Source organism: Anoxybacteroides voinovskiense (assembly GCF_014196205.1).
In the GTDB taxonomy this organism is placed as follows: domain Bacteria; phylum Bacillota; class Bacilli; order Bacillales; family Anoxybacillaceae; genus Anoxybacteroides; species Anoxybacteroides voinovskiense.
In genome coordinates this window covers 36857-42856 of sequence record NZ_JACIDE010000026.1, presented here as the reverse complement: position 1 = coordinate 42856, position 6000 = coordinate 36857, and the positions used below count along the sequence as shown (strand labels likewise).

General features: G+C 33.2%; 7 protein-coding genes. All 7 read right to left on the bottom strand.

Annotated elements, in window-relative coordinates:
- Window positions 1-64 precede the first annotated feature (64 nt).
- Window positions 65-835, bottom strand: coding sequence for a phage portal protein (locus GGR02_RS14635; RefSeq protein WP_229706235.1), 771 nt, complete (start codon window positions 833-835; stop codon window positions 65-67).
- Window positions 836-889: 54 nt separating this feature from the next.
- Window positions 890-2488, bottom strand: a complete 1599-nt coding sequence (locus GGR02_RS14630; RefSeq protein ID WP_183185717.1) for a terminase large subunit domain-containing protein — start codon at window positions 2486-2488, stop codon at window positions 890-892.
- A gap of 74 nt (window positions 2489-2562) precedes the next feature.
- Window positions 2563-2982: a hypothetical protein gene (locus GGR02_RS14625; protein ID WP_183185716.1), complete on the bottom strand. Its 420-nt coding sequence runs from the start codon at window positions 2980-2982 to the stop codon at window positions 2563-2565.
- 1 nt (window position 2983) lies between these two features.
- Complete coding sequence (locus GGR02_RS14620; protein ID WP_183185715.1) at window positions 2984-3121, bottom strand: hypothetical protein; 138 nt, start codon at window positions 3119-3121, stop codon at window positions 2984-2986.
- A gap of 57 nt (window positions 3122-3178) precedes the next feature.
- The gene (locus GGR02_RS14615; RefSeq protein WP_183185714.1) at window positions 3179-4534 is read right to left on the bottom strand and encodes a hypothetical protein; all 1356 of its coding nucleotides are present in this window, start codon (window positions 4532-4534) and stop codon (window positions 3179-3181) included.
- Window positions 4535-4779: 245 nt separating this feature from the next.
- On the bottom strand, window positions 4780-4962 hold the full coding sequence (locus GGR02_RS14610) for a hypothetical protein (protein WP_183185713.1): 183 nt from the start codon (window positions 4960-4962) through the stop codon (window positions 4780-4782).
- Between the two features lie 15 nt (window positions 4963-4977).
- On the bottom strand, window positions 4978-5784 hold the full coding sequence (locus GGR02_RS14605) for a hypothetical protein (RefSeq protein ID WP_183185712.1): 807 nt from the start codon (window positions 5782-5784) through the stop codon (window positions 4978-4980).
- Window positions 5785-6000: the final 216 nt, after the last annotated feature.

Here is a 6000-nt window from a genome sequence, read left to right as displayed (position 1 = left end):
TAGCATACTGTTTCAGAAAAGGGGAGGGGGACATTCCGAAGGAATTTGCAAAAAAGAAGGCGTTTTATTCGGGGATAAAATGATAATTTACAGGAATACCCGTAATAAATTTGTAGTATGCATCGGTTGCTTTACTTAATAGATCCTCAAGTGAATCTAAAATACTCATCCAATTCTCTAATTCACTTTTTCCCTCATTCTCATTCACTTCATTTGTCGTTTTATAGACGCAAGGCAATCCCGATAAATTCGCATATCTTCCAGTTAGGCGTAATTCTCCACCTTTGTTATCATAAGTTTCAACCGTATCATCTGTGTATAAAATATAATAATCTACACCATTCACCGTGTACGCCTGTACAAATGCAATCATTTCATTTTCATCATTAAAAATAGGATAACCTTCACTTGCATCAATCAACTTTGATTTAATCGTATTTCGGTCAAAATACACATACTCATACACTTGCCCATATTTGAGCATTTTGTCTAAAATCTTATAATTCAACCGATCATATTTACCTCGTTTGTTTACTTTTTGATATTCGTTTACGATTCGTTCGTGTCCCGTAATTGTAATAGGATTCTGAAGCAAAAACGACGTTTGAAAATTTAACAGCATTAGTGCATGATTCAGGACAATCTTTCTCGGTTCGTATTCTTTCCCGCCGAACCTCTCATTCGGTTTCATCAATATGCGATGTTTTCCGTCAAGATATTCTTTTAAATTCATTACATTCATTACTCTTTGTTGTGCTTGTACTGATTGTACTTCCTCAACAAACCAATCACCGCGCCCATCGTGATATTCTTTGATATATTGTTGAAGATTCATATATATATCGACCCCTTTCAATATAAAAATAAAAAGTCATCACTCATGTGACGACTAGATTTCAACATAATATTTTCCCTGTTTCATTGCTTGTACTGCCATCGCAACGGCAATCACAAGGTCATCATGATTTTTTACGCCTTTTTTCGCATTAGTACGCCCTTTCGCATCTTCTTGATAGATTTTCATCTCCTCAAGCGTTCTAACACATTCAATATTAATCATACCCAACTCAAACATTTCTTTCATGTCGTTGATAATGATCGGTTTTGTTGTATTCGTCGTTTGAAAACCTAACTGCATTTTACGTTTTCCTTTTTGGTCAAATACTTTTTGTTTGAGAAGATTTAAATAACCGTAATCTTTTCTTAATCTCTCCAGCAACGGCAAACCGTACGAGTTACGTTCCACACAAATAAAAGCATAATTATAAAACTTTCCTAAAGCATCAACAATCTCTGCAAACTTGTATACTGCAATATCATTCGCATAAAAACTTGCTACTTGTTGCCCTTCTTCATCAAAAATAGACATAGTCGAATAGTCGCCACCCTGTCCGCTTGCCACGTCCACACCTACATAGTATTTTGTTTTCGGTTTTGGAAGATGATAAATGAATAGATTTTTGTTTACATATTGTTTAAGTACGTCCGGCAATTCATCATATACATCTTTCGTTTCTATCGGCGGAATAGCATATTGTATTTTTTCAATCACTTTCGCAATATCAAATACACTTTTCGTACTCTCTTGGAATGCTTCATCTGGTGTCGTCGGAAATTCACGTCTAAACTTCTCTAAACTATTCGTTTCAACATAATATCGTCGAAACATGAGTTGTCGATATGTAGCCCCGTATTTGTCACGTAAAATCTTTTCATCATGCTCAAGATCATCATATGTCATTCGTCTACCGTTGTTCTTCGCTTTCCACCATGCTTCCGCCTCGTCAAATGTATGTTTAAACTGTTTCGTATATGCTTCAGCAAGCCAACTGAAGAAAAATGCCTTCCACACACTCTCTCTATCTCTGTACGCCTTCATAAACATTTCTTGGAACGTGTTAAAACCGAACGCTGTCGATTCGATCCATATCATTGACGATTCATTCTTTGCGAGCGCTGGAATACATGTTGCGATGATTTCCTCTTGCACATCGTTTGGATATTTTGCCATTTCAGAAAGGTGTATGAATTGGAACGTGTTTCCCGAAATTGCATCTTCACCCTGCGCCGTTGCGATGATGATACGACTTCCATTTTCCAAGTATAATTCATCACGATTGTTTAATAACGCTTTGGGAAATAAATTATATTTCCCATGAGGAAGATTTTTATACATTTTCTTGAGTTTTACGAAAAGAGATTTCGATACAGACGCATGATGAGTCATAATAATATAGTTTGTATCGGGTTTTGTGCATGCACTATACAACATATAAGCAAGAGATAGTGTCGTGAAGCCGATTTGTCGCCCTTTGAGAATGATGTTGTATTTTCCCATCTCATTAATATATTTTTCTTGTTCGGGATTCAATACGAATGGTACTGTATCACCATTGTTGTCGATGATTTTTATGAAATTTTTTGCAAACAGTTTAAAATCATTTTGAATAATCTGCAATTTTTCCTCTTTCGTCAATTTTTTAGCCATCATTTCACCTCCTGTAAACAAAAAAGCAATGTATCAATTCTGATACCCTGCTTAAAACAGACATATTGTCTGATTTAAATTTCTAACTCATCATCTTCATCAATTTCTTGCACCGACTCATCTTTCTTCACTTTCGGTTTCCGATTCATTTCACGTTGAAGTTTCTGTACTTCTGAATGAAGTTGGAGAAAAAGTTTCACCGCCTTTTCATCACCCTGCTTTGCTTTTTCCGTCACAATGTCATACACTGTTTCAAGGTCACGTTGCATTTTTCCTTTCATGTATTCGAGATAGAGCGAAAAATACTCATCCGTCTGCTCCCAATTCTCAAACACCGTCATCGTTTTTCGTTCTGCCCATCGCAAAAATTCTTCATCAGTCATACGCAAAATATGTTCATTTTTCGGTGTTTTGATTTGAAATTTTCGTTGGAAGTATGCTCGTTTCCGCCAGTCCACGCTTTCAAGTGCTTTATGAATGCCGATGTTACGCATATTATTTTTCCTCCTTTGTTTGAATATATCTTTCTAGCCGTTTCAATTCGTTTTTTACATCTCTAGTTATCATTTGTTGTTCTAAAAGATTTAACTTTATATTTGATACTTGAAGAAATAATAGATCTAAACGATTCATATGAGTTCCCCCTTTATTTGATTAATAAAAAAAATGGACTAGTGTTTTGCTAGCCCATTAACTTAATTCATCTAGCCAACTCCAGTCATCTTCGTCATCTTTCTGTTTTAGTTTTGCAAAACTAAAACTCTCGAGTACCTTCTTTCGATTTTCATCGCGTGCTTTTCTTTGCCACTCTGTTTCTTCTTCTCGATCATCTATTTGAGGCGGAAAAAATTCGTCAAACACTTGATTTTTGATTTCTATTCCTTTTTCATATGTCATCATCGCACCAGTTTTCACATGTTCGACATACATTTCCCATCCTCTGCATATCATATCTGAACGATTTTCATGTACATGTTTTCCATTTTCGTTTACAACTGGTTGGAACGATGACATTTTCATTTCATCATCGAGATATTCGTTTGTTGAATAGAAAATACTCTCTACATCATTCACATCAATTCGATCTATATTTTTCTCATCAACCTCAACAATATCACTATTTTTCATTCGTACAGCATTTTTCATATGTTTCATATTTTCTTTTTCTGCTTTCTGCTTTTCATCTTTCACACGGTGCTCAGCCGATTTTTTCAACTGTTCAACGATATATTTTCCTTTTTCGCTTTTTTCTAATGCTCGAATACGTTTTTCTGCCGCCTTTTTCAACTTCTCATCATTCGTCGTCATATATACATAGAAGTCATATTCATCGAGTGTAGAACCATGTTCATACCAATTATGTTGACGTGTTTCAGTTTGACATTGATTTTCTTTGACTTTTGTGTTATTATTTTCTTGGACAGTTTGAACGATTTCTTTTTGTGATGTTGTCACTTGTTTGGCAACATCTTTTTCTTTGACAGGAATATAGTACACATTTTTTTCTTGTTTTTTCTGTCCATTCCGCGCTTCTTCATCTGTATATTTTCCTTCGCGTTTACAAATAATTCCTTTGTCAATTACCATTCTCAATTTTGCAACCGTCTGCGGTCTGGAAAGTTCAAGTAGTGTTTCCCATTGTGAAATTGAATATTCAACCATTTTTTCTTTTGTTCTTGCCACACAAACGTAAATGTAATAATCATATACATCAGAAAACGAACGAAATTTCTCATATGTAATCGGTTCATAGCCACCATCAATATTTTGAAATTGAATGATAAGAATTTCATTATTACTTGAAACGTCATTAAATTGAATGATATGTTTGCATTTAAGTGAATCGAGAATCTCTTTGATCTTTTTAATGTTTTGTGATTTTTTTGAATTAAATGGGATTAGTTGTGTCAATAAATCAATATTTGTATATACTTTGTTTTCGTATGTTTGAAGTGTATACAGATAACTATACAAATACAATTCATTTGCGTTAATTTTTTGTTCATGGTTGAATTGAGTGAATACATTATAGATTTTAATATACATATTAGATTCCTCCTTATATTAATTAGATTAACTTTAAAACTTACTCACTTACCCTATCTGTTAGTAAGTAAGTTTATCTGTTTATTATAGTATATCTGTTATACAGTTAACTTTTGGTCAATTTTAGATCCAAAATTTAACTACCACTAGTTAAAAAATGGTCACGAAAATGACCAAAATTTAACTACCCTAGTTAAAAAATGGTCACAATTCGACCCAAAAATTAACTAGTTAAATTTCGGTCTTTATTGTACCCCTTTTTTTAACCACTCGTCAATAGCGGTTTGTAGTAGATCAGATTTTTCAAAAAGATAGAAAATGAAGTTGTTTTTAACGCTTCGTGCTTTTGTAATGTATTCAATATTCTTTTCATACCTCAAAAAATCGGCAAGCCGTTGGTCATAGCAAAAGAAATATTCCTTTTTCATATCTGATTACCTCCGTTAATAATATGTATAAGATACAAAATCTCTTTTTGTGTATGCGAGAGAAATAATCCGTTCTCTTTCGGGCATCTGTTTCGATACATCATGATTTGCTCTTTTGCACTGTTTAATCAGTTTAAATTGTTGTTCCGGCAACCCTATTTCAAAATCAAAAAACGGCTGAATTGCACCGAATCGAATTTCCGATTGCAAACAGCCGTTTTCGTCTATGTATATTTTTTTATGTAGTCCATATTGCTGAATAATCTCATAAAAATATTTTGCATCTCTTTGTTTAAGAACGTCAATCAATTCAGTATATCCGAGCGTTTCTAACCAGTTGGTATGAATCGGTCTAAAAGTTTCAGAATAAAACCCCTTGAACGCAGTATCTATTGCAAGCAAAATTTCTTTACCTTCTGTCGTTTTTGGCAACGGAATATCGTATAAACTCATAATTAACATCAACGTTGACATTGAATATTTTTTTGTATAGTTTTCACATGAAACATTATATACAAGATTCAAATTCGCACAAAGTTCATTATATATATCATTTTTCGTTCGTTTACTTAAATGATTATCAAAACATCGTACTTTTTTCAAAAACGCCATATCAACGCCAATCGTTTTATTTTCTGTTTTTTCGTGACGATAGAAGTTTTGAAAATCATAAAAATAGTTTATATCCCATTTGTTGTTAGTAATAACTTTTAATAAGTTACATCCAATACTACTATCGACATCATCACCGAGAATTAGGTCATATTTTATGTTTGTTTCGTCAATCCATTTTGGGAATAGTTCTCTAATTTCTTTTTTCATCTTTCACAAGTGAAAGAAAGAGAAACACTCCCACTCCTATATCCAATTTATTACTTATTTTTTCTAAATATATATTGAATTTTTTAAAACATCATAACCATCTAATACTCTTTATTCAGTATTAGATTTTCTCCTTTTATTCCAAAGAAAATTTTATATTTTTCGGAATAAAAGGAGTGGTCATGACGTGTTTCGTACGTCTTTCTTCACTTTTTC